Here is a 24,000-nt window from a genome sequence, read left to right as displayed (position 1 = left end):
ACCAAAATAAAAAAATCCCGGCTTGTACCGGGAATTGTAAAATCTAGAGATGAGAACTCAATCAAACTATTTAAGCGGTAGAGTTATTTACTTAAAATCTCATGCAGCATATTACGTAACCATTGATGGCTGGTTTTATGATGACAGGACATATGCCAATACTGCTTTACGGAATAGGTCGGGAACGCAATTGGCGCATTAAAGATCTTGAGATTGCCACGTGATAACAGGACTTCACTCAAATAATAAGGCACGGTCGCAATCGCATCGGTTTCCTGCACTACCAGTCCGACTCCCAGATAACTTGGCAGACGCATTAGAATGTCACGCTTAAGTTCCAGATTCAGCAATTCATTTTCAATATGGTAATGCCCCATCCCGGCATCAATATCGATATGCGTTTCACGTAAATACTCTTCGGTCGTGATGCTGTCACCCGTGAGCCGCGGATGATCTTTCGCCGCGATCACTACATAATATTGCTCAAACAGTTTCTGCTGATAAAAGCCATTCTCCAGATTTGGCAAGAAGCCCAAAGCCAGATCAATCTCGCCATTGGCCATTTGATAGCTGGTTTCTGACGTAATCGGACGCACATTCAGACGGATATGGGACGCATGCTGCTTCAGATACTGTGAAATTTTTGGCAACAGTACCAGATGCGATACATCAGTCATTGCCAGTGTAAAGCGCTGCTGTGAAGTGACCTGATCAAAATTGATAGTAAAGTTATTAATGGCTTCAACTTTGCTCAATGCTTCGCTGACCAAGGGAAAGAGCTGTTTGGACAGGTCTGTCGGCAGCATTTCATTGCCAATACGTAAAAATAAAGGATCACCATAATGCTGGCGAATTTTATTCAGCAGATTGCTCACCGCTGGCTGGCTCATATCTAAATGATCGGCTGCCTGAGATACGTTTTTAAATTTATAGACATAATAAAAAATACTGAGCAATTTACAGTCAAGTTCAAACACAGAAATACATTTCCTTTAACTTTCTCATCATTCGGACAGGTCTTTCATCCGCATAAGTCTATTGAGGGTCAGATTAAAATATAACACTTCGCAACTATTTTCAGGATTAAACTCGCTGTAATTTTCCGTAAATAAATACTTTTAACAGGTGAATAAATCCATTAAAAAGTCCCTTAGCGTAAAATTTCCAGCCCGGTTTGCTCAGGTCAGTTAAACATTTAAATCGTATGCGATATACTCAGCCCCACCGAATAAATGGTAAAAATACAGAGAAATCTTATATGTTTCAGGATAAAAAGCTGGTCTGTTTTGATCTAGATGGTACGTTGATTGATTCTGTAGGCATCTGGAATCAGGTAGATGCAGCCCTGATTGATGAGCTCTCCAACAGAAAAGTCGATTTACATGAGATTCAGATTCAGCAACAGCGCGATCTTCAACTTACCGCCTTGAGACATAGGTCAGATCCTTATCTGGAATATTGTGGATTTTTAAAAGAACAATACGGTTTTGAACCAGCTAAAGAAGAAGTAAAAAATCGTCGTTATAGTATTTCCCGACATTTTCTGGATGATATCGTCGAGTTAAAACCTCAGGCAGACCTCCTGATTCAGGCTTTAAAACAGCAACAGATATCACTGGCTTTGACCACCACCACCAGTTTATTCAATGTACAGCGCTATCAGGATAACAATCGAAATATTAACTCTAAAATCAGCTTTGATGAGGACTTTTCCTTGATTCTCACCCGTGAAAATGTCCAGAACATTAAACCTCATCCCGAAGTTTATCTGAATGTTTTGCAAGCCTTTAACCTTCGACCTGAGGAATGTCTAATTATTGAAGACTCTCTAGTCGGTGTAGAAGCAGCAAATCATGCGGGCATCGAGGTAGTGGGAATTTATGACCAGCACTCCGCTCATGAAATAGATTTGATCAAAGCCAAAGCAAATTATTATGTCGAAAATTTTGCTGAATTATTAAGTTCATTCAATAACAACATCCACTAAAAAAGATGCCATGAAGCATCCTTGTTCATGACATCTTGAATACTATTTGTGGCTTAAAAATCTTGCTGACTATTTGGCTTTTTTATAGATTGAGCCTGAACCAACCAGATTTCCGGTTTTCTCATCGATTGCAAAATCGACCATACCTGCACCTGCGTTCAACTGAAGCATGCCATTTTCGTTCACTGCAGCGGGCATTGGATTCTTTTTCTCGGTTTTACCGGTTTCCTTATCTTTGATCGTATTGGTAATCAGATAATTTTCACCATTTTTTGAAATAACCAGAATATTTTCAAGTTTTGGATTTTCCACGGTGTTTTTCCAGTTGCCCTGATAATCTGGTGCGGGTGCTTCAGTGGTGTTACAAGCAGTTAAAAGTACTAATAATGGAATTGCTGAAAAATATTTAAGATGTTTCAAAACTGAGACCTTGAGTGTAACGACGCGGCCATTATAGAGAGAAGCCTTTAGAGCTGAAGCAGGTTGTTGTAGGCAAAGCGTTTCAGCAGTACTGGATCTGTTTTGCTTTCGTCATTTTTTGAAATCTGTATCCATATTTTATTCATAAACAGGATTATTCTAATGATATTAAATCTGATAAAACTTAAAAAAAATTCCTCAATAGACCATCCAAATCTATTGAGGAGTACCAAAATGGTGAATAAGTAACGCTTAAAAATTATGACAATAGTTTCGCTTTAAAGTAGTTGAATACAGACTTGGCAGCATGGGTTTTTTCAACCACTTGCTCGGTCCAGTGATTCGGTAGAGAACATTTAGCCAGACCTACCCACACTGTAGAAAACTGTTTCATGAAGCTGGCTTCGTTATAGTGAATACCATATTCTGCACAGAGCGCTTTGATTTTTGGCGCAACCTGCGCATAGCGATTGGCGGGCATGTCCGGGAATAGATGATGCTCAATCTGATGGCTCAAATTGCCACTCAAGATATGTAGCCAGGTTGTTCCACTAAAATTGCTCGAACCACGAATCTGGCGTAAATACCACTCGGCACGGGTTTCATTGTCAGTATTGTCCATTTCAAAGGTTTCAGCATCTTCAGTGAAATGACCGTTAAAAATGACAGCAGAAGCCCATAGACTGCGAATCACATTGGCCACCGCATTTCCGGTAAATACCGGAATGGCGTTTGGGCCGGCAATGAGCGGGAAAAATACATAATCTTTTAACACCTGACGGCGCATTTTCTGGCGTAAAGGTGCTGCCTCTTCCCAGACTTCTTTCCAGGTCTTGGTTTTATAGGCAATCACATCTTCCAGATGCAGGCGTTGCAGGCCAACATACCATTCGAAAAATACCATTAACTGAATGCCCAGTGGAATATTGAACAGAAAGCGTGGTTCCCACTTCTGCGATTCACTGACCCGAATCAGACCATAACCGACATCATGATCCATTCCGACGATATTGGTATAGGCATGGTGAATATAGTTATGGGTGTATTTCCAGTCATCGCCGGTTGAAATCGTATCCCAGTCATAGGTCGCACCGTTCAGACTCGGATCATTCATCCAGTCGAACTGGCCATGCATGACATTGTGGCCGAGTTCCATATTTTCCACGATTTTGGAAAGACCGAGCAGACCTGTCCCCGCCAGCCATACCGGTGGCAACCAGCCGGCAAACATCAGCATGCCGCGTGAGGCAATTTCACTATAGCGGACAAAGTTGCGGATTTTATAAATATATTCGGCGTCTTTTTCCCCCAGATCATCCATGACCTCGCGGCGGATCGCATCGACTTTGGCACCGAATTCCTCAATCTGTTCCGGATTGAGAAATTGGCTTTTGCTATGTCGTTTAAAATCGATTTGCATATTCATGGGAGCACCTTCTTATAGTTTAATTAATGGCTTATCAATAGTTTATAGATTAATCACCACAGGACTCACTGCCTGAGAAATGCACAGTTTGATCTGGGTATTATTACCATGATCAATTTCACCAGTCAGGACATTTCGTACCGAACCACTGACCTTGATACAGGAACAGGTATTGCAGATACCCATCCGGCAACCATGTGCTGGTCGCAAGCCGGATTTTTCGGCACTTTCCAGTAAATTGGACTGTGCCTGAAACTCTTGCTGCGATCTTAAAAACTGTACCGGCTGTGCTTTAATTTTTTCATCGATTACAACCTGGAAATATTCCGAATGAAAATTGGATTTCAAATCCAGTTTATCAACGATTTTCAGTGCAGCTTTCATCATCCCGGCAGAGCCACAGGCGTAAATTTTTCGTTCTGCAAAGTCTGGCACCAGCTTTTGCAATAAGCTCTGCGTCAGATGCTGCTGGTGTTCCACGGTATTGAAATGGTGATATTTCAAGTTTGGATGCATGAGAGCCAAGGTTTTCAGTTCAGCATGAAAGGCATCATCTCGAGTGAAATAAATCAGGTCGATCTGTTCCAGAGACTGAATGACTGCTTTTTGCAGCAAGGAATAAATTGCGGTAATACCACTGCCTGAAGCCAGAAATAAAATCGGCTGGGTGGATTTTTGCAATGTGAACTCGCCTTGCGGCTGTGATATTTCGATCACGGCACCAATTTGCATCAGGCTTAAGGCATGTGACACTTTGCCCTGCTGTTTAACCGCAATGATCAGATCACCATTTTTCAATACAGTGACCACAGAATAATGTCGCTGATGACGTACGCCATCGAGTCTAACAGTCACTGCAATATTCTGGCCGGCCTGAAATGACTTGGCTTTAAAATTATGATTTGGACGTAAGTGAATCTTGAAAAAGTCAGGGCTGATGGCTTGAATACCCATAACGGCAGCCTTAACTTTTTTGATTGCCCAGGTTGGATGAATTTTTTCACCAATAAAATCAATGAAATCTTCCCGGATCCAATGCGGCTGATAGGTTGGCATGCTTGTCATTTTTATCCCCTTATCCGCAGACAGTTCCATTAATGTACAACTGTCTAATTATTATATTGCTCAGGATAAAGAATTCTCACATTCAGACCATGTCAATACAGGTCAAATTATGTTCCTAAGCCATATAATATGACTTTTTGTCGGACAATATCGTCTAAAAGTAGCGATCAAGGCCATATGGATTGAGAAAAAGCATTTTTAAACCGACAACGCTGCTTAGCCTATACATAAAAAAACTGACCTCTCATAGAGATCAGTTTTTTGACTTCATGTTAGGATTTTCAGCTTAAATGATGCGTTAACCTGCCACCTGTTCCAAAAGAATAGTACCATATAATTCACGCAGATCCTTTTTCAGCATTTTACCGGTACCACTGAGAGGGATCGCATCAACAAATACGACTCGATCTGGAATCTGCCATTTGGCTACCTTGTCCGCATAATAATCTAGCAAATCAGTTTCACTTAGCTGGCTATCCGGTTTTTTAATGGCAATCAATACCGGGCGCTCATCCCATTTAGGATGCTGGGCGGCAATTACGGCTGCCATCGCAATTTCCGGATGCCCCATGGCAATATTTTCTAGCTCCACCGATGAAATCCATTCTCCGCCAGACTTGATTAGATCTTTAGAACGGTCACTGAGTTTCATAAAGCCATCCTGATCCAACGTGGCAATATCGCCGGTATCAAACCAGCCATCTGCAGTCAAAGCTGATTCTTCCTTGCCGAAATAATGGCTGATGACCCAATGCCCTTTCACCTGTAAATTTCCTGTGGTCTGTCCATCACGCTCAATTTCATGCGTCCCTTTTTCTGCATCAGTCAAACGTAGGTCAACCCCGAATGGTGGACGACCTTGGGACAGCCGAATCTGTAATTTTTCTTCATCAGACAGATGTAAATGTTTGGTCTTGAGCTGATTTGCCGTACCCAGTGGACTGATTTCTGTCATGCCCCAGGCATGGATCGTTTCACAATTAAACTGTTCTTTGAAAGCTCTTAACATGGCCGGTGGGCATGCCGATCCACCCACTACATTTCGTTTTAGGCTTTCCAGTTTGGAGCCTGACTGGTTTGCGGCGGCAATCAAACCTTGCCAGATGGTCGGTACGCCAAGTGCTACCGAAACCTGATAAGTATCAATCAGGTTGACCAGACTGGCGCCATCCAGACCCGGTCCAGGAAGGACCAGAGTGCATCCCACCATCGCAGCGGCATACGGCGTGCCCCACGCATTTACATGGAACATAGGCACCACAGGCAACATAATATCGGCAGCTGAGACATTTAAGGAGTCAGGTAAAATGATGGCATAGCTATGTAATACCGTAGAACGATGGCTAAACAGTACACCTTTGGGATTGCCCGTAGTTCCCGAGGTATAACATAAAGAGCTTGCCGAGTTTTCATCAAGTGTTGGCCACTCAAATTCTGTATTTTGCCCGGCAATCAGATCATCATAAAATTGTACTTCTGGAATCGCTTCTCTAACTGCCGGATCAACCGCATCCAGACAGATAAAATGCTCGACTGAGGTCAACAGCGCTTTCACGGCTTTAATTAAAGGGACAAATGTTTTATCGAACAGCACCACGCGATCCGCAGCATCATTAATAATAAAAATCAGCTGTTCCGGAAATAAGCGAGGATTAATGGTATGACAGACCAAGCCGCTGCCAGAAATGGCATACCAGGACTCTAAATGGCGATGATTATTCCAGGCAATAGTCGCGACCCGATCTCCCTGCGCCAAGCCGAGTTGTTGTAATGCATTGGCAAAACGTTTCGAGTTTTGATGAATTTCTCCCCAATTGGTCACTGTAATACTGGTATCGGTATTTTTGGAAATTACCTCGGTATCGGCATGATAGCGTCCTGCATGTTCAATCATGCTGCTGATCAGTAAAGGCTGAAACATCATATTTCCGAGCATTCTCCACTCCTTTGCGCTTGTTATTGGTCCGTATTTTCGTATCGTTGTTATAGTTGCATGATGGCTCGGTCTTAGACCGTCACTTACTTTTTATCATCATGTGGACCGAATTTAGCAAGGAAATCTAACTTTGTAAGTATCGAATTGTGACAAATTAAGCCAAGTGACTGAGGCGTATAAAAATGGGAATACAATTTATGTAGAGATAAAATTTCCACAGAAAATCTGAAACCGGATTTTCACTTTAATTGTCGTGTATCGAGACTCAAGCTTAAAAATAGAATGACAATAAGCCTAGTCCTCCCTTTTGTTATATTAAGCATCTTAAAATATGCTATAAATCAAAATAATTAGAACAGTTATAGTTCAAGAAAGTGTATGTATAAGTCTGAAAAACTGGCACAGAATATCCGTCAGATGATTGAAAATGGCGTATGGAAGGCACATGAAAAATTGCCTTCACTTCGCGAACAGACCCAATTATCTGGTTATAGCCTGATGACGGTACTCAATGCTTATCAGGAACTTGAAGCACAAGGTCTAGTCTATGCCAAAGACAAATCGGGCTATTACGTTGCAGAACACACTCAAGCACTGCTCAATAGCAAACAGTTCGTACAGATTGGTTTAAATCCTAAAATTCAAATCAACTCGGTGGTATTTAATTATTTAAAATCGACTCAGTCAGCCGAAATTGTGCCTTTTGGTTCTGCCTTTCCCAATGCAGAGCTGTTATATAACGCCAAATTTATGCAGATTCTGGCGCAGCAGGCCAAAAGAAAAAGCAGTTATAACAATCAGAATCACATGCCGCCCGGGAATCAGGACTTGAGGCAACTGATTGCCAATCGTTATCAATTACAAGGGATTAAATGCAATCTGGATGACATTGTCATTACATCTGGCGCACTAGAAGCATTGAATCTGTCTTTACAGGCCTTAACCCAACCCGGTGATTTTATTCTGCTACAGCAAACCATATTTTATGGTGCCTGGCAGGCAGCCGAGCGTCTGGGATTACAGGTGATTACGATTCCGGAACATCCACAGTTTGGCTTTGATCTGGAATCATTTGAACAGGCTTTAAAACAGTATCCGATCAAGGTGTGCTGGCTGATGCTGAATGCCCATAATCCGATTGGCTTTACCGTCAGTTCTGAAATCAAACAAAGAATTGCGGAACTCTTGTATGAATATCAGGTGTATTTAATCGAAGATGATGTTTATCAGGAATTAAATTATGGTTCATCCAAACCGCTACCCGTTAAATATTTTGATCGGCATCAGATGGTTTTGCACTGCGCCTCATTTTCGAAAACGCTGGGGATGGGTGCACGCGTCGGTTGGGTGTATGCCGGCCCATTTTCCGATGCCATTCAGCACTTACAGCTCATGAGCACTTTAACAGTCAGTCCCTTACTTCAAAATGCGCTGGTCGAATTTATTTCACATCATCATTATGAAAAACATTTGCGGCATTTAAGGCAGCATCTGGAAAAATATAAAAAGAAATTTTATCAGGAACTCAAAGCAAGTTTGGGAAGCATCTGTGAAATTTACTATTATTCCAGCGGTTATTTTCTTTGGATTGAGTTTCCTAAAGAAGTTGATGCCCAGCAGCTCTATGAACAATTGCTTCAACAACATATTTCAGTTGCCCCTGCACTGCTGTTTAAGCCTGAGCCTACCAGCCAACATTATATTCGGCTGAATTGTTCGTTTGAATGGACAGCCAATATTGAAAATGCAGTCAATCTGCTGACAGAAACCATTCTTCAAAATAGCAAAAGCGCGGATTAATTCATCCACGCTTCTGTTACAGATCAGACTCTCTCATTGAAAGAAGTCTTAGAAGTTGTAAATCGCAACCGCATTGATTCGGTTGTCTTCACCTGTACGACCACTAATTACGTCACCATCAATATTTAATGCAGGCCCATATGCTTCGCGTTCACCATAAATATATTCCAGACCGAAACTTAAAGGTTTGGTTGGGCTATAGAAAACGTTTGCCCAAGCCTGCCACAGATCTTTGTTAACTGTACTTGTATTCACGGCAGTAAGATAGCCATTATCTTGGTCAAAATTCATATAACCATAACCTAATGTACCGCGCAATTTGTCATTAAACTGCTGGGTAATACCTACTGTAATCGAGTCAAATTCACTTTGGTAAAGATTTCCACCTGCTGCAACAACACCTGTATTGGCAAAAGAAACAAAGCTGCTATCGCCTTTAACATGATAATAATCCGCTTTTAAAGTGGTACCCGGTACAACTTCATATTTTGTTCCCAGACCCACACCCCACGCCATTTCTTCATCTTCATTGATACGTTTTTCCTGGCCCATGGCACGCGCACTAACGGTAAGATTATCAGCAAATTTATGATTTAACCGTGCTGTTAAAGCAGGTAGACGCTGCTTAATAGAACCATCTTTTGGATCTTCTACCGCCAGTACCAGATTGGTAGCCGGGCTGAAGGTGCTGGTATGACGAACTTGTGGAGTCCGTTTAATTGAACCGCCAGCATAAACCAGTGCATCTACAGTTTCTGGAATATAATCTGGTACCGCAAAGTTTGACCAGGTTTGACCAATTAACCAGTTGGCATAGCTGATATAAGCATGGCGGATACGTAAATTATCAAAGCTTGCACCGCCCAGAAAGTCTACTTCAACTTTACCACTCAGGGCTTTGTCCCCAGCGCCGACAGGTGCTTTGAAGTCCATTCCTAAGCGGGTAGCAGAAAGTGTTGATCTTAAACGATCACTATTTTCATTATTTCCTTCTAATGCCACAGCATTAATATGGTTGTATGGCAAATCTCGACTGGTTCCCTCTACCTGATAAGAGGCATCGGCTCGGACATTTCCGTAAAGATTAAATTCGGCACCACTGGCAATTTTCATGACAGGTTTGCTTGCTGGAGCGGGTGTTGCTGCAACATGTGCAGTGACCACAGCCGTCTGTCTTTGCTGTTGTTCAACCAGTGCGCGTAAGGCCTGAACTTCCTGGCGCAGTTGTTCAATTTCCTGCTGATTCGACTGAGTGGAGGTTTGTGCTTGAGTCGATAAGCTGATGCCCCCTAAACTCATTGCCATCATGCTCATCAGAACTGTGCGTTTGAATGTGATTGTTGGTTGATTAAATAATTGTGTCGTGTTCATCCTAAACTCGCTTTTTATTATGCGTTTCGATTCTAGCAACAGATCACCACCCGTTACGATGGCGATCTATATCATTGGGAATATTATCTTTATTGATTGAAATCTAACTTAATGTGTCGCTTCTTTTGCCAATGGATTCGGCTTCACATCAGGTGTTGCAAGGGCTTGGCCATCTACGGAAGTTTTTAAGTTCACCAGGAAAATTGCCAGCGCAGCGATTACGCCAGGAATCGCAATTGCAAAGAAGTTCATTTGATGCGGTAAATTCATGGTTAATAAAGCACCAGTGAGTACCGGCCCAACAATCGCACCAATACGTCCAATACCTGATGCCCAACCCATACCGGTAGAACGTACCGTCGATGGATAATACTGCGCCACGAAGGTATAGAGCAGAATTTGTGAGCCAATCGTTGCAGCACCTGCCACAGCAATCAAGGTATACAGCACGAATTGCGGACTGTTAAAGCCAAGCAGAATCAATGCAATGGCACCGCATAAGAACATGATAGTCAGCACTTTTTTGATATGGAATTTATCTGCGAGATACCCACCACCAATGGCACCCACCATTCCACCAATATTCAGCGCGAACAGGAAGATCATACTTGCACCCAGCGAGTAACCTGCCTGAATCATGAGTTTTGGCAACCAGCTACCCAGTGCATAGACCATTAACAGGCACATAAAGAATGCCAGCCAGAACATAAAGGTACTGAAGCTACGGCCTTGTTGAAACAGTGCTTTTAATGGTGCTTCATCCCCTTTTTGCACTTCATTCAGTACAAACTGGGTGTCACTGGTAATGACCTGTGTCGGAGAAATTTTCTGAATAATAGTATGTGCTTGAGCCGTCTGTTGCTTGTTGGTCAGGTACATCAGGGATTCTGGTAAATATTTCCATAGAATCGGCAAGATGAGCAATGGAATACCGGCAAGCAGGAACATGATTTTCCAGCCAAATTGAGGTACCAACCATGCACCGAGTAGCGCAGAAGTCATCCCGCCAATGGCATAACCACTAAACATCAGGGCAACCAGCGTGCTGCGGATGCGTTTAGGGGCATATTCGGTCATCAATGCCACGACGTTAGGCATGACACCGCCAATTCCAAGACCAGCCAGGAAACGTAAAATCCCGAATTCGACTGGTGATGTGGCAAAGGCACCGATAAAGGTAAACCCACTAAAAATAGCCACACAGATCATGATGGTCTTTTTACGGCCGAGTTTATCGGACAAAGTGCCGAAACTCATGGCACCAAACATCATCCCGAATAAGGCAGTACTGGCCAGCATTCCCGCTTGCACCGCACTTAGCGACCATTCTTGCATCAGCAGCGGCAACGCCACCCCATAGATCACCAGGTCATAACCGTCAAAAATAATGATCAGCAAACACCAGATCAATACTCCCCAATGAAAGGGCGTAAACTTTGCCTCGTCAATCAGCGTATTTATATTCACTTTATTTGTAGACATCTCCACCTCCAGATTGTGAAGTTCAACTTATGCTGCTCACAATGCAGAAAATAGGAAAAAATGTCTAAAACTGAATAGGCATGGCTTTATACCTATAAGGTCTGGGTCAAATTAAAATATTCAATTAATTAATAAATATATTACTCAATCATTATGTTTTCTAAAACAGGTTGTTTTTATCACGTCCTCATCGGTTTTTGGTGCTATATCATTCACACGATTTTTAGCGATTAAAATACCGATCGATCGTATTTTAGCGCTTCAAGATCATAGACTTGATACACAGCATCAAACAGGTAACGAATGTATTCGCTTTCATCCATATTGCGCATCGCCATAAAGACAGGACTCACTGCAAAAGCATCTGCTAGAGGTACAAAGTTGAGATGGGCTAATTTAATGTTTTGTGCGCTTTCCGGTACGATGCAGACGCCTTCTCCGGCAGCGACAAAGCCCAGTGCCAGCTGTAACTCACGGACAATCCGGATATTTTTCGGTTCAAGACCATACTCAGAAAATATGCCACGAACCTGGGTAGAGAAATTTGCCTTTCCAGTATTCGGATATAAGAACAGATGCTGATCGACCAGTTCAGATAAATGTATATTTTCACGATGACCCAGTACATGACTTGAATGAGCTGCCACCACTAGGCGTTCTTCACGCAATAACACGCGTTTTATCGCAGGATCCGAAATTCTTAAACGGCCGAAACCGACATCAATTCTTCCTTCTTTCAGCGCCTGAATCTGTTCATAGGTATTCATTTCCATCATCTCGATTTTGAGATAAGGATGCTGCTGCTTAAATAGAAACACAATACGCGATAGTAAACCGAATAATAAAGATCCGACAAAACCAATGCTAATAGTGCGATCCGCGATGCCAATCCGCTTGGTCATCGATTTTATTTCTTCAGCATTAGACAAAAGTTTAACAGCATGCTGATAGAAAAATTGACCGGCTTCAGTGGTTTTTAGCGGGCGGCTACCACGCTCAAATAGCTGAATATCGAGCTCTTGCTCTAGATTTTGGATCTGTCGGCTCAAAGGTGGTTGAGCAATAAACAGTTTTTCTGCCGCTTTGGTAAAACTTTGTTCTTCGACGACGGCAACGAAGTAACGCAAATGTCTGAGTTCCATGTCTCTGAATACCTTTAAAGTATAAAAAAATGCTAAATCGATCTTAGACCAATCAACATTATTCTTTTAAGGTATATCAAGTCAAAGCATTAAAGCAAGAATGTGAACCCGTATTATGTATAAGTCAGTTGAAACCTTGCTGGTAGAAATCCCAACCATTCGCCCTCACAAGATGGCAGTGGCGACGATGCAAACCCAGACCCTGGTATTGGTCAAAATCACCAATGAAGATGGTTACATCGGTTGGGGTGAAGCAACAACTATCGGTGGCTTAGGTTATGGTGATGAAAGCCCGGAAAGCGTAAAAGTTAATATTGAAACTTATTTTGCGCCTCTTTTAAAAACATTATCCGGTTTAAATGTTGCACAGACATTACAAGCAATCAAAAAGAATATTAATGGTAACCGTTTTGCTAAATGTGCGATTCAGACTGCACTTTTAGACATTCAGGCACAACGTTTAGGTTTGCCATTAAGCGAAGTCCTCGGTGGCCGCTTACGTGACAGTATTCCAGTTCTTTGGGTATTGGCTTCTGGCAATACCGAAAAAGATATTGCAGAAGCAGAGAAAATGGTTGCGGCAAAACGTCACAACATTTTCAAACTCAAAATCGGTTCGCGTCCGGTAGAAGAAGATGTCGAACATGTTCTGGCAATTAAGAAAGCCTTAGGCAAAGACGTTTCGATCCGTGTGGATGTGAACCGTGCCTGGTCAGAACTGGAAGCGATTAAAGGCATTCAGTTATTGCAAGATGGCGGTGTTGATCTGATTGAACAGCCATGTGCAATTGATAACCTGGATGCCATGCGCCGTCTGACCCGACGTTTTGATGTTGCCATCATGGCAGACGAATCGTTAATGGGCCCGCACTCAGCGTATGAGATTGCCAAACAAAACGGTTCTTCTGTGTTTGCGGTCAAAGTTGCCCAGTCAGGTGGCCTGATTGAAGGCTGTGAAGTAGGCAAGATTGCCAAACTTGCAGGTATTGACCTGTATGGCGGCACCATGCTGGAAGGCCCGGTGGGCACAATTGCTTCGGCACATGTGTTCTCTACTTTTGAAAGTCTGGCGTTCGGTACCGAGCTGTTTGGTCCTCTACTGCTGACTGAAGATATTTTGAAAACCCCACTCAACTATCAAAACTTTGAACTTGAGATTCCGAAAGGACCAGGTCTGGGGATTGAGTTGGATGAAAACAAGATTGACAACTTGCGTCGTCAGTAATTAGGAGAAACCCATGCTTTTCCACGTACGTATGGATGTAAACATTCCACGTGATCTGCCAGTTGAACAGGCAAACGAAATTAAGGCTGTTGAAAAGGCTTATTCACAGGAATTGCAGCGTCAAGGCAAATGGCGTCATATCTGGCGCATCACGGGCCAGTACTCAAATATCAGTATTTTTGATGTTGAAAGCAATGAAGAGTTGCACAACCTGCTACAAGGCTTGCCTCTCTATCCTTATATGAATATTGAAGTAATGGCATTAAACCGTCACCCATCTTCAGTTCGAGATGACGACAGTTGATTAAATGAGCGGATTGGGAGTCACCGGATTCCCCTTCCGAATCGAAAACAGAGGGTACCTCAACAAGGATTGTGGCCAGCCAGATTTAGCCAGCCAATGAAAGCTAAAAAAGTGCGCCACTAAAAGATGAAAGACATACTTTAGGAGCAATAGTATGAATCGCCAAGAAATTGATGCATTAGTTAAGCAAATGAACGTTGATACAGCGACAGGTCCTGTAGATGAACGTGTACAACAAGTTGTTGTGCGTTTATTGGGCGACCTTTTCCAGGCTATCGAAGATCTTGATATTTCTCAGTCAGAACTGTGGAAAGGTCTGGAATACTTTACTGATGCCGGTCAAGCGAACGAATTAGGTTTATTGGCTGCAGGTTTGGGTCTGGAGCATTACCTAGACTTACGTGCTGATGAAGCGGATGCTAAAGCAGGCATTACTGGCGGTACGCCACGTACGATTGAAGGTCCACTTTATGTCGCTGGCGCACCTGAAACTGTAAGCTTTGCGCGTATGGATGATGGTTCTGAAGAAGGCAAAATCCCGACTTTAATCATTGAAGGTACAGTGACGGATACTGACGGCAACCGTGTTGAAGGTGCCAAAGTTGAAATCTGGCATGCAAACAGCCTGGGCAACTACTCATTCTTTGACAAGTCACAGTCTGACTTTAACTTGCGTCGCAGCATCATTACCGCTGCCGATGGTCAATATACTGCATTGACTACAATGCCAGTGGGTTATGGCTGCCCTCCAGAAGGTACAACTCAGTTTGTACTGGACAAACTAGGCCGTCACGGTAACCGTCCATCGCACGTACATTACTTCGTATCTGCACCGGGTTACCGCAAGCTGACTACTCAATTCAATATTGAAGGCGACCAATACCTGTGGGATGACTTTGCATTCGCTACTCGTGAAGGCTTGGTTGCAACTGCGGTTGACGTGACTGATGAAGCTGAAATTGCAAAACGTAGTCTAAACGGTCCTTTCAAACACATTCAATTTGATATTGAACTCGTGAAAGAGAAACAAGACGCACCTTCTACTGAAGTTGATCGTCGCCGCGCTAGCGCTTAATACATTAAGAAGCGGGATATGCCTTGAGATATATCCCGCTGACTTCCCCCTTGGAAAGTCGGAGAAAGGACATGCCTCGTATTCCCGTAATTAACACCAGCCATTTAGACCGCATTGACGAATTACTGGTTGATGATTATGAATCTGGTGAATTTAAACTACACCGTTCAGTATTTACAGACCAGGCCCTGTTTGACCTTGAGATGAAATACATCTTTGAAGGCAACTGGGTTTATCTAGCACATGAAAGCCAGATTCCAAACAATAACGACTTCTATACTACCTATATGGGTCGTCAGCCGATCATCATTGCGCGTAACCGTCAAGGTGAACTGAATGCAATGATCAATGCCTGTTCGCATCGCGGTGCACAATTATGCCGTAACAAGAAAGGCAATAAAGCAACTTATACTTGCCCATTCCATGGCTGGACGTTCAATAACTCCGGCAAGTTATTAAAAGTTAAAGATCCGGCTGAAGCGGGTTATTCAGACTGCTTTAACAAAGACGGTTCACATGACCTGAAAAAGGTTGCGCGTTTTGAAAGCTATAAAGGTTTCCTGTTCGGCAGCTTGAATCCGGATGTCCCTGCTCTGGAAGAATACCTGGGTGAAGCGACCAAAATCATTGACATGATCGTGGATCAGTCTGAACAAGGTCTGGAAGTTTTACGTGGTTCTTCGACTTATACCTATGAAGGTAACTGGAAGTTGACTGCTGAAAACGGTGCTGATGGTTATCACGTGTCTGCTGTACATTGGAACTATGCTGCAACCACTCAGCAACGTAAAGAAAAACAGGCGGGTGACAACATCCGTGCCATGAGCGCAGGCGCATGGGGCAAACAAGGCGGTGGTTCTTACGGCTTTGAACACGGTCATATGCTGCTTTGGACTCAATGGGCTAACCCGGAAGACCGTCCTAACTTTGCCAAGAAAGATGAATACACTGCGCAATATGGCGAAGCCATGGCGAAGTGGATGATCGAACGTTCACGTAACCTGTGTATCTATCCAAACGTTTACTTCATGGATCAGTTCGGTTCACAAATCCGTGTCCTACGCCCGATTTCTGTCGATAAGACTGAAGTGACGATCTACTGTATCGCACCTGTAGGCGAAGAGCCAGAAGCGCGTACCCGTCGTATCCGTCAGTACGAAGACTTCTTTAACGCTTCAGGTATGGCAACTCCGGATGACCTGGAAGAATTCCGTGCTTGTCAGGCGGGTTATGCCGGTATCGCGCTTGAGTGGAACGATATGTGTCGCGGTTCTAAACACTGGATCCAAGGCCCGGACGATGCAGCCAACGAAATCGGTTTAAAACCAAAACTGTCTGGTATTAAAACTGAAGATGAAGGTCTATACCTGTCTCAGCACCAGTACTGGTTAGAATTGATCAAAAAAGGTATTGCGACTGAGAAAGAAATTGCAGCATCAACTGAAGGAGAAAACGCATGAGCGACATCACTTTAGAAAATATTGCTCAGTTCCTGTATCAAGAAGCCCGCTTTTTAGATGATGAACAATGGGATGACTGGTTAACTTGTTATGCTCCTACTGCATCTTTCTGGATGCCAGCTTGGGATGATGATGACAAGCTGACCACAGATCCGCAGTCTGAAATCTCGTTGATTTACTATCCAGACCGTCAAGGTTTAGAAGATCGCGTGTTCCGGATCAAGACTGAACGTTCATCTGCAACCATGCCGGATACACGTACCTGCCATAACCTTAGCAATATTGAAATTGTTGAACGTGATGGCGACAAAGTGACTGTACGTTTTAACTGGAATACTTTGAGCTTCCGTTACAAAACAAGTTACAGCTACTTCGGTATGTCTCGTTATGAAATTGATTTCTCAGGCGATAAACCGCAGATTTTAAGCAAATATGTGGTACTGAAAAACGATTACATCAACCAGGTTATCGACATTTATCACCTCTAAGACTGTTTATACAGCCAGGTTATGCCTTTCGGTCAGATGGAAAATTGGCTGAAAGGCTCAGTTACAAAGATTTATATAGGATATTCAGCCATGTCAAACCACAATGTTGCACTTCAATTTGAAGATGGCGTTACACGTTTTATTTCTGTTTCTGACGGAGAAACCCTGTCAGACGCAGCTTACCGTCAAAAGATCAATATTCCTTTGGACTGCCGTGATGGTGCTTGTGGAACGTGTCGTGCGTTTTGTGAATCAGGTTCATTTGACATGCCTGAAGAAACCTATATTGAAGATGCACTAACACCTGAAGAAGCCGCTGAAGGCTATATTCTGGCTTGTCAATGTAAACCGACTTCAGATGCAGTGTTCCAGATTCAGGCCTCTTCAGAAGTTTGCAAAACTGAAATTCATGAATTCAAGGGTACGCTGGCTCGTGTCGAAAACCTGTCTGATTCAACCATTACTTTTGATATCCAGTTAGATGAAGGTCAACCAGACATTCACTTCCTAGCAGGTCAATATGTCAATGTCGGAATTCCAGGCACCACAGAGACCCGTTCTTATTCATTCAGCTCAAAACCGGGTAATCGTCTGACTGGTTTCGTAGTACGTAATGTACCGAATGGGAAAATGAGTGAATTCTTGAGCAAAAATGCCCAAGCTGGCGACAAAATGACCTTTACTGGTCCATTTGGTAGCTTCTACCTGCGCCCTGTGACCCGTCCTGTCTTGATGCTGGCGGGTGGTACAGGTATTGCACCATTCATGTCAATGCTACAAGTACTGGAAGAAAAAGGTTCAGAACATCCAGTGCGTTTAGTATTTGGTGTGACCAATGATTTCGACTTGGTAGCGATTGAAAAACTGAACGAACTGCAAGACAAATTCCCATGGTTCGAATACCGCACAGTGGTTGCTAACCCGGAATCTGCACATGAGCGTAAAGGCTATGTAACCGGTCATATCGAAAACGAATGGCTAAATGGCGGTGATGTAGATGTCTACCTGTGTGGCCCTGTACCAATGGTTGAAGCGGTTCGCGGCTGGCTGGATGCTGAAGGCGTAAAACCTGCAAGCTTCCTGTTTGAAAAATTCTCTGCCAACTAATAGAGGGAATTTGTTCAATGTCTAATCGTCAAAGATTTGAAAATAAAGTCGTAATCGTGACCGGTGCCGCGCAAGGCATCGGTCGTGGTGTCGCGCTGCAAGTGGCGAGCGAAGGTGCTCAAGTCGTCATGGCTGACCTTTCCCCTTATGTGGAAGAAGTTCTGGCTGAAATTGAAGCGACTGGCGGTGATGCGATTACCGTGAAAGCCAATCTGGAAACGTTTGCTGGTGCCCAGTCAGTCGTTGAAAAAGCCCTAGAAACCTATGGCCGTGTCGATGCGTTAATCAACAACGTGGGTGGCGCGATCTGGATGAAACCTTTCGAAGAATTTTCTGAAGAGGAAATTATCAAGGAAGTGAACCGTTCATTGTTCCCGACGCTGTGGTGCTGCCGTGCAGTACTTCCGGAAATGATTAAAAATCAGAAAGGTACCATTGTAAACGTATCTTCTATTGCGACACGCGGCATTAACCGTGTGCCATATTCGGCATCGAAAGGTGGTGTGAACGGCCTGACCGCTTCCCTTGCCTTTGAACATGCTAAAGACGGAATCCGTGTCAATGCAATCGCGACAGGTGGTACTGAAGCACCACCACGTAAAGTACCGCGCAATGCCAATCCACTGACTGAATCTGAAAAACAATGGATGCAGCAAGTGGTTGATCAGACCATTGACCGTACTTTCATGGGACGCTACGGTACGATTCAGGAGCAAGTGAATGCAATTGTATTCTTGGCTTCGGATGAATCATCTTATATGACAGGTACAGTAGTACCGGTCGGTGGTGGTGATCAGGGCTAATCCTGATCATCACGATTTTTAACAGGCTCATGGTTCGACGCAAGGAGGCACATCACCAATGAACACCCTGTTTCAGACATTAAAAAATGATTGGTCCATTTCAGCCACTGTTGCAGGATTTTTAGCAGTCCTGATCTCCTATTCGGGGCCACTGATCATTTTTTTCCAGGCGGCTCAGCAAGCCCAAGTTTCCCCGGACATGATGATTTCATGGATTTGGGGAATTTCTATTGGTGCTGCGCTCGCAGGTATCTTTTTATCAATTAAATACAAAATACCTGTCGTCACCGCCTGGTCTGCGCCCGGAACGGCTTTATTAGTCACGCTGTTTCCCGATATTTCACTCAATGAAGCGGTTGCTGCCTATATCACCTCTGCTGTGGTGATTTTTTTCATTGGGATCACCGGTTATTTCGACAAGTTACTGTCCTGGATTCCTCAGGAAGTGGCTGCCGGGATGATGGCAGGGATTTTACTGCAGTTTGGTTTAGGGCTGTTCACCGCGACCGATACCATGCCCTATATCGTCTTTGGCATGCTGGCGGTATTTTTGCTGGCCAAGCGTTTCAGTCCACGCTATGCCATGGTCTGGGTGCTGATTGCCGGTGTGGTTTTAAGCATGCTGCTGGGCAAGATTAACCCGGTCACGGCAGATTTCAGTCTGGCGATTCCGCAATTTATTGCACCGGAATGGACCTGGAGTTCAACCCTGAATCTGGCCCTCCCGCTCATTCTGGTCAGCCTGTCTGGCCAGTTTTTACCGGGAATGGCGATTATCAAACTCAGTGGTTATGACATGCCCGCTAAGCCAATCATAAGCGCAACCAGTATTGCCTCGCTTGCAGTGGCCTGTGTAGGTGGTATTACCATCGTATTGGCCTCGATCACAGCTGCATTGTGTTTAGGCAAAGACGCACACGAGCTGAAAGAAAAGCGTTATATCGCCGGCGTGGCCAATGGGCTTTTTTATATTTTAGGCGGCTTATTTGCCGGCAGCATTGTCATGCTGTTTAGCCTGATGCCCAAAGAGTTGATTGCGGCTTTGGCAGGACTGGCATTACTGGGTGCGATTGCTACCAACATTTCCGTGGCCATGGGCAAAGAATCACAACGTGATGCAGCACTGATTACCTTTTTAGCGACTGCTTCCGGCATGCATTTCTTGGGACTGAGTTCAGTCTTTTGGGGAATTTGCATTGGCTTAGTCGCACATTTTCTGCTGTCACAGAAAAACCGTAACGCAGTTCCGGTTACAGCATCAGATTCAAAACGAGTTTAAAGACATCCATCAGTTTAGGATATGTAAGGACCAGATTATGATAGATAAAAGTTCATTATCATTGAAAGAAGCACTCTCCCAGATCAAGGACGGTTCTACCATTATGATCGGTGGTTTCGGTACAGCGGGTCAGCCTGCTGAACTGATTGATGGTCTGATCGAATTGGGTATTAAAGACCTGATTATTGTTAACAACAATGCCGGTAATGGCGACTATGGTCTGGCGAAACTGCTTAAAGCGGGTGCTGTTCGTAAAATCATTTGCTCTTTCCCGCGTCAGTCTGATTCCTGGGTATTTGACGAGTTGTATCGTGCTGGAAAAATTGAACTGGAACTGGTACCACAAGGTAATCTGGCTTGCCGTATTCAGGCGGCTGGTATGGGTTTAGGTCCAATCTACACGCCTACCGGTTTTGGTACCTTGCTGGCTGAAGGCAAACCGACCATGAACTACGAAGGTAAAGACTACGTTTTAGAAAATCCGATTAAAGCTGACTTTGCCTTGATTAAAGCTTCTAAAGGCGATCGTTGGGGCAATCTGGTCTATCGAAAATCTGCGCGTAACTTCGGCCCGATTATGGCGATGGCAGCAGATGTGACCATTGCTCAGGTATCAGAAGTGGTTGAGCTGGGCGTACTCGATCCAGAGCACATCATCACCCCGGGAATTTTTGTTCAACACGTTGTTCAAGTTAAACCTGCACAATAATTGGCATCGGAGATAAATAATGAGCTATAGCAAACTGACCCGTGACCAGATCACTGAACGTGTGGCACAAGACATTCCTGATGGTGCTTATGTGAACCTGGGTATCGGTTTACCGACCAAGATTTCCAGCTACCTGCCAAGCGATAAAGACGTCTTCCTGCATTCCGAAAATGGTCTGTTGGCGTTCGGTCCTCCTCCCGCTGAAGAAGACCGTGATCCTGAACTGATCAATGCTGGCAAAGAATTCGTGACCTTACTTGAAGGCGGTTGTTTCTTCCATCATGGTGATTCATTCGCGATGATGCGTGGCGGTCATTTAGACATCGCCGTATTAGGCGCGTTTCAGGTCGCTGAAAATGGTGATCTGGCCAACTGGCATACTGGTGCTCCAGATGCAATTCCAGCAGTCGGCGGTGCGATGGATCTGGCTGTGGGTGCCAAGAAAGTCTTTATTACCACAGATCATGTGACCAAAAAAGGTGAGCCAAAAATTGTGGCTGAACTGTCTTATCCGGCTACAGGCCTGAAATGTGTCGACCGTATCTATACCGACCTATGCGTGATTGATGTCACGCCTGAAGGGATGAAAGTGATTGAAAAAGTCGAAGGTCTGTCATTTGAAGAATTGCAGTCATTGACTGGTGCCAAACTGATTGATGCGACTCAATCAAATTAAGGGGAAGTCCCTCCTTTATTAAAGGAGGGACTTAGGGAGGATTTGAGGAATAAAACTACTTCATTAAATCCCTCCCAACCTCCCTTTAAAAAGGGAGGAGTTTTCTTCTTTTAAATATGTGAGCAAATACACAATGAAAAACGCATATATTATCGATGCCATCCGTACTCCATTCGGTCGTTATGCCGGTGGCCTCGCGCCTGTCCGTGCAGATGACTTAGGTGCGCTGCCAATTAAAGCGTTGATGGAGCGCAATCCAAGTGTGAACTGGGAACAGGTCGATGACGTGATCTATGGCTGTGCCAATCAGGCCGGTGAAGACAACCGTAACGTCGGTCGTATGTCTTCTCTGCTTGCAGGCTTACCTTATCAGGTGCCAGCGACGACCGTGAACCGCCTGTGTGGTTCATCGATGGATGCCATCGCAATGGCAGCACGTGCGATTAAAGCCGGTGAAGCGAATCTGATTATTGCTGGTGGTGTAGAAAGCATGTCACGCGCCCCATTCGTGATGGGCAAGTCAGAAACGGCGTATGGCCGTAGCCAAAAGATTGAAGACACCACCATGGGCTGGCGTTTCATCAACCCGAAACTGAAAGAAATGTACGGTGTGGAAACCATGCCGCAAACCGCTGAAAATCTGGCGGAGCAGTTCAACATCAACCGTGCAGACCAGGATCAGTTTGCCCTGACCAGCCAGCAACGTACCGCAGCAGCGCAGGCCAAAGGTTTCTATAAAAATGAAATCATTCCTGTGGTGATTCCGCAGCGTAAAGGCGAGCCGGTGGTTGTCGATACAGATGAACATCCACGTGCCTCTACCACTGCAGAAGCTCTGGCAAAACTGAAACCCGTGGTCAAAGCAGATGGTACGGTAACGGCTGGTAATGCTTCAGGGATTAACGATGGTGCAGCTGCCCTGTTGATCGCGTCTGATGAAGCAATTGCTCAACATGGCTTAAAACCACGTGCCAAAATTATTGGTTCAACCGTCGTTGGTGTTGAACCACGCATCATGGGCTTTGGTCCAGCACCTGCCATCAAGAAACTATTGGCGCAAACCGGTCTGACTTTAGAGCAGATGGATGTGATCGAGTTGAATGAAGCCTTTGCTGCTCAAGCGTTGGCATGTACCCGTGACTTGGGTATCGAAGACGGTTCAGAGAAAGTCAATCCAAACGGCGGTGCAATTGCCTTGGGTCATCCACTGGGTGCATCTGGCGCGCGTTTAGTGACAACTGCATTGAACCAGCTGGAACACACTGGTGGTAAATACGGTCTTTGTTCAATGTGTATTGGTGTTGGTCAAGGCATCGCTTTGATTATTGAACGCGTCTAACAACCTATTAAAAAGATAAACCTCCTCCCTTTTTTAAAGGGAGGTCGGGAGGGATTTCAATGCCAACTTTTACATCCAAAGATGCCCAGATCAATTACCAGACCTTTGGTGATGCAAAGAATCCGGCTCTGGTTTTTTCTAACTCATTGGGCACCAAATTCAGCATGTGGCAGCCACAAATTGAATTTTTCCAGCAGGACTATTTTGTCATCTGTTATGACACGCGTGGTCATGGGTCTTCCTCTGCACCACAAGGTCCATATAGCCTTGAACAGTTAGGTCAGGATGTGGTCAATTTGCTGGATCACCTGAACATCCAGAAGGCCGCTTTCTGTGGCATTTCTATGGGCGGTTTAACCGGTCAATGGTTAGCGGTTAACAAACCTGAACGTTTTAGCCACGTGATTATCTGCAATACGGCTGCCAAGATTGGTCAGGAACAAGCCTGGCTGGAACGTGCCGCGCTGGTGCGTGAACAAGGTCTGGCTCCGATTGCATCGACTGCAGCATCACGCTGGTTTACCGATCCCTTTGTCCAAAGCAACGCAGCGACAGTTGCAGAACTTTCAAACGACCTTGGAGCTGGCAGCCCGGAAGGTTATGCAAGTTGTTGCGAAGCTTTGGCTAAGGCGGATTTACGTGAACAGATCAAAACGATATCAGTGCCGGTACTGATTGTGGCCGGTCAGCAAGATCCAGTGACGACAGTTGCAGATGGACAAGCCATGCAAGCTGAAATTGCACAAAGCCAGTTGTTTGAAATCAATGCTTCGCACATTTCCAATATGGAACAACCAGAAGCCTTTAATCAGGCGGTTCAGAAATTTATTGCTGCTTAAACAATAAATGCAAAGAAAAAGCCACTGTTGATCAGTGGCTTTTTTATGCTTAGATTTAAAAAACTGG

22 protein-coding genes are annotated in these 24,000 nt (G+C 44.3%); 14 read left to right on the top strand and 8 right to left on the bottom strand.

Going from position 1 to position 24,000, the window contains the following annotated elements; all coding sequences use genetic code 11:
• Positions 1-83: 83 nt before the first annotated feature.
• The gene (locus H0S56_RS07225; protein ID WP_004280389.1) at positions 84-977 is read right to left on the bottom strand and encodes a LysR family transcriptional regulator; all 894 of its coding nucleotides are present in this window, start codon (positions 975-977) and stop codon (positions 84-86) included.
• Positions 978-1,258: 281 nt separating this feature from the next.
• Here H0S56_RS07225 and H0S56_RS07220 point away from each other — a divergent pair, with 281 nt between their 5' ends.
• Complete coding sequence (locus tag H0S56_RS07220; RefSeq protein ID WP_004280390.1) at positions 1,259-1,987, top strand: HAD family hydrolase; 729 nt, start codon at positions 1,259-1,261, stop codon at positions 1,985-1,987.
• 69 nt (positions 1,988-2,056) lie between these two features.
• Here the strand turns inward: H0S56_RS07220 and H0S56_RS07215 are convergent, their stop codons facing one another.
• From H0S56_RS07215 to H0S56_RS07200, 4 genes are all read right to left on the bottom strand, one after another.
• Entirely contained in the window at positions 2,057-2,407 is a 351-nt protein-coding gene (locus tag H0S56_RS07215) for a hypothetical protein (protein ID WP_004280391.1), read from the bottom strand.
• A 259-nt stretch (positions 2,408-2,666) separates the two neighbouring features.
• Positions 2,667-3,833, bottom strand: coding sequence for a fatty acid desaturase family protein (locus H0S56_RS07210; RefSeq protein WP_004280392.1), 1,167 nt, complete (start codon positions 3,831-3,833; stop codon positions 2,667-2,669).
• A 42-nt stretch (positions 3,834-3,875) separates the two neighbouring features.
• Positions 3,876-4,898 carry a flavin reductase family protein gene (locus tag H0S56_RS07205; RefSeq protein WP_195726014.1) on the bottom strand — a complete coding sequence of 341 codons (1,023 nt, stop codon included), beginning with the start codon at positions 4,896-4,898 and terminating at the stop codon, positions 3,876-3,878.
• Positions 4,899-5,196: 298 nt separating this feature from the next.
• Positions 5,197-6,834 carry a long-chain-fatty-acid--CoA ligase gene (locus H0S56_RS07200; protein WP_005246259.1) on the bottom strand — a complete coding sequence of 546 codons (1,638 nt, stop codon included), beginning with the start codon at positions 6,832-6,834 and terminating at the stop codon, positions 5,197-5,199.
• Between the two features lie 378 nt (positions 6,835-7,212).
• Here H0S56_RS07200 and H0S56_RS07195 point away from each other — a divergent pair, with 378 nt between their 5' ends.
• Entirely contained in the window at positions 7,213-8,634 is a 1,422-nt protein-coding gene (locus tag H0S56_RS07195; protein WP_004280396.1) for an aminotransferase-like domain-containing protein, read from the top strand.
• 48 nt (positions 8,635-8,682) lie between these two features.
• Here H0S56_RS07195 and H0S56_RS07190 read toward each other — a convergent pair whose 3' ends face one another.
• From H0S56_RS07190 to H0S56_RS07180, 3 genes are all read right to left on the bottom strand, one after another.
• Positions 8,683-10,005, bottom strand: a complete 1,323-nt coding sequence (locus H0S56_RS07190) for a DcaP family trimeric outer membrane transporter (protein WP_039902226.1) — start codon at positions 10,003-10,005, stop codon at positions 8,683-8,685.
• A gap of 108 nt (positions 10,006-10,113) precedes the next feature.
• Complete coding sequence (locus tag H0S56_RS07185) at positions 10,114-11,487, bottom strand: MFS transporter (protein ID WP_039902227.1); 1,374 nt, start codon at positions 11,485-11,487, stop codon at positions 10,114-10,116.
• Between the two features lie 230 nt (positions 11,488-11,717).
• Complete coding sequence (locus H0S56_RS07180) at positions 11,718-12,629, bottom strand: LysR family transcriptional regulator (protein ID WP_168386886.1); 912 nt, start codon at positions 12,627-12,629, stop codon at positions 11,718-11,720.
• Between the two features lie 115 nt (positions 12,630-12,744).
• Here H0S56_RS07180 and H0S56_RS07175 point away from each other — a divergent pair, with 115 nt between their 5' ends.
• The 12 genes from H0S56_RS07175 (at position 12,745) to pcaD (ending at position 23,933) form a co-directional block, all read left to right on the top strand.
• Positions 12,745-13,854, top strand: coding sequence for a muconate/chloromuconate family cycloisomerase (locus H0S56_RS07175; RefSeq protein WP_005246249.1), 1,110 nt, complete (start codon positions 12,745-12,747; stop codon positions 13,852-13,854).
• Between the two features lie 13 nt (positions 13,855-13,867).
• Complete coding sequence (gene catC / locus H0S56_RS07170) at positions 13,868-14,158, top strand: muconolactone Delta-isomerase (protein ID WP_004647036.1); 291 nt, start codon at positions 13,868-13,870, stop codon at positions 14,156-14,158.
• Between the two features lie 154 nt (positions 14,159-14,312).
• Entirely contained in the window at positions 14,313-15,233 is a 921-nt protein-coding gene (catA, locus tag H0S56_RS07165; RefSeq protein ID WP_153566403.1) for a catechol 1,2-dioxygenase, read from the top strand.
• Between the two features lie 71 nt (positions 15,234-15,304).
• Positions 15,305-16,693 carry a benzoate 1,2-dioxygenase large subunit gene (benA, locus tag H0S56_RS07160; RefSeq protein WP_153566402.1) on the top strand — a complete coding sequence of 463 codons (1,389 nt, stop codon included), beginning with the start codon at positions 15,305-15,307 and terminating at the stop codon, positions 16,691-16,693.
• Positions 16,690-17,181, top strand: coding sequence for a benzoate 1,2-dioxygenase small subunit (gene benB / locus H0S56_RS07155; protein WP_005096959.1), 492 nt, complete (start codon positions 16,690-16,692; stop codon positions 17,179-17,181). Before benA ends, benB begins: the two co-directional genes overlap by 4 nt.
• A gap of 90 nt (positions 17,182-17,271) precedes the next feature.
• Positions 17,272-18,288, top strand: a complete 1,017-nt coding sequence (benC, locus tag H0S56_RS07150; RefSeq protein ID WP_153566401.1) for a benzoate 1,2-dioxygenase electron transfer component BenC — start codon at positions 17,272-17,274, stop codon at positions 18,286-18,288.
• A 17-nt stretch (positions 18,289-18,305) separates the two neighbouring features.
• On the top strand, positions 18,306-19,091 hold the full coding sequence (gene benD, locus H0S56_RS07145) for a benzoate diol dehydrogenase BenD (protein WP_071320741.1): 786 nt from the start codon (positions 18,306-18,308) through the stop codon (positions 19,089-19,091).
• A gap of 58 nt (positions 19,092-19,149) precedes the next feature.
• Positions 19,150-20,370: a benzoate/H(+) symporter BenE gene (gene benE, locus H0S56_RS07140; protein ID WP_004731109.1), complete on the top strand. Its 1,221-nt coding sequence runs from the start codon at positions 19,150-19,152 to the stop codon at positions 20,368-20,370.
• A gap of 37 nt (positions 20,371-20,407) precedes the next feature.
• Positions 20,408-21,079: a 3-oxoacid CoA-transferase subunit A gene (locus tag H0S56_RS07135; protein ID WP_153566399.1), complete on the top strand. Its 672-nt coding sequence runs from the start codon at positions 20,408-20,410 to the stop codon at positions 21,077-21,079.
• A gap of 19 nt (positions 21,080-21,098) precedes the next feature.
• Positions 21,099-21,755, top strand: a complete 657-nt coding sequence (locus H0S56_RS07130; RefSeq protein WP_195726013.1) for a 3-oxoacid CoA-transferase subunit B — start codon at positions 21,099-21,101, stop codon at positions 21,753-21,755.
• Between the two features lie 133 nt (positions 21,756-21,888).
• Entirely contained in the window at positions 21,889-23,094 is a 1,206-nt protein-coding gene (gene pcaF, locus H0S56_RS07125; protein WP_153566397.1) for a 3-oxoadipyl-CoA thiolase, read from the top strand.
• Positions 23,095-23,153: 59 nt separating this feature from the next.
• Entirely contained in the window at positions 23,154-23,933 is a 780-nt protein-coding gene (gene pcaD / locus H0S56_RS07120) for a 3-oxoadipate enol-lactonase (RefSeq protein ID WP_153566396.1), read from the top strand.
• The last annotated feature ends 67 nt before the right edge of the window (positions 23,934-24,000 follow it).

It is taken from the genome of Acinetobacter lwoffii, from assembly GCF_015602705.1.
GTDB classification, from domain to species: Bacteria; Pseudomonadota; Gammaproteobacteria; order Pseudomonadales; family Moraxellaceae; genus Acinetobacter; species Acinetobacter lwoffii_E.
This window is presented reverse-complemented; position numbering and strand designations above follow the sequence as displayed.